The organism is Rhodobacter sp. NSM, from assembly GCF_052244495.1.
Lineage (GTDB): Bacteria > Pseudomonadota > Alphaproteobacteria > Rhodobacterales > Rhodobacteraceae > Cereibacter_A.
Genome location: NZ_JBQPXH010000057.1, coordinates 1 through 1,040, shown reverse-complemented (window position 1 = coordinate 1,040; position 1,040 = coordinate 1). Strand labels below are relative to the sequence as shown.

Sequence of the window (1,040 nt, the reverse complement as noted above, 5' to 3'; positions counted from 1 at the left end):
GATCATCAATCGGCCATGACCTATTCGGACAGCCGAGGCACCGATGTCCAAGACCATCCTCTACGCCCGCGTCTCGACCGCTGACCAGACGTTCACCCACCAGAAGACCCAAGCCGAGGCCGCAGGCTTCACCATCGACGAGGTGGTGGCAGATCATTGCGCCTCGGGGATCAGCACCCGGCTGGCTGATCGCGCACAGGGCAAGCGCCTGTTCGTCATGCTGCGCTCCGGTGACGTGCTGGTGGTGCGCTGGGTGGATCGCCTCGGGCGGAACTATCAGGACGTGACCGACACCATCCGCGATTTCATGCGCCGGGGCGTGATCATCAAGACCGTGATCAACGGGATGGTCTTCGATGGTGCTACGCGGGATCGATGCAGCAGGCGGTGCGCGACGCGCTGATCGCCTTCATGGCAGCATCGGTACAGGCGCAGGCCGAGGCCACCGAGGAAGCGCAGAAGGCCGGGATCGAGGCGGCAAAGGGTGACGCCGAGCGCTACCGGGGCAAGAGGCCCAGCTACGACCGGGCGACCTTCACCGCCGTCTGCGATCATCTGGCGTTTGGCCGTGGTGCCTCCGAGATCGCCAAGGCCACCGGCCTGTCGCGTCAGACCATTCTGCGGATCAGGGATCAGCGGGCCGAGTCGGAGGCGGCGTTGTCGAGGTGGGGCCTGTGACAGGATGGATTATGACTTTTGACCACTGGCATCAGTGGTAAACATCAGCCTAAAAGGGGCTGGGGAAGTTCAAATAAATCAGTAACTTGGGTTCGATGGTGGCGAGGGATTCTGTTGCACAGATGGACTGACGGGATTCATCTCGTGAATCCAGCGTGGTGGCTGGGGGACATGAGCAGACCGACGCCCCCGACCTGCAAGACCCGGAACTGGCCGGCCTGCAACGAGGCGCTCAAGCGCCGCGGCTCGCTGACGATCTGGTTTGATCCGGCCATGAGCTGGGCAGCCGCGCCGACTGGCAAGCGCGGCCGACAGCCTGCCTATGGCGATGGCGCCATTCAGAGCTGCCTGACCATGAAGGG

The 1,040-nt window shown here is 63.5% G+C and carries 1 protein-coding gene and 1 pseudogene; both read left to right on the top strand.

Features of this window, described 5'->3' with window-relative positions; genetic code table 11:
- The first annotated feature begins 43 nt into the window (after nucleotides 1-43).
- Nucleotides 44-678, top strand: a pseudogene (locus ACTVZP_RS22245) (recombinase family protein).
- A gap of 171 nt (nucleotides 679-849) precedes the next feature.
- The coding region (locus ACTVZP_RS22240; RefSeq protein ID WP_443214304.1) for a transposase at nucleotides 850-1,040 on the top strand (191 nt) is incomplete at its 3' end.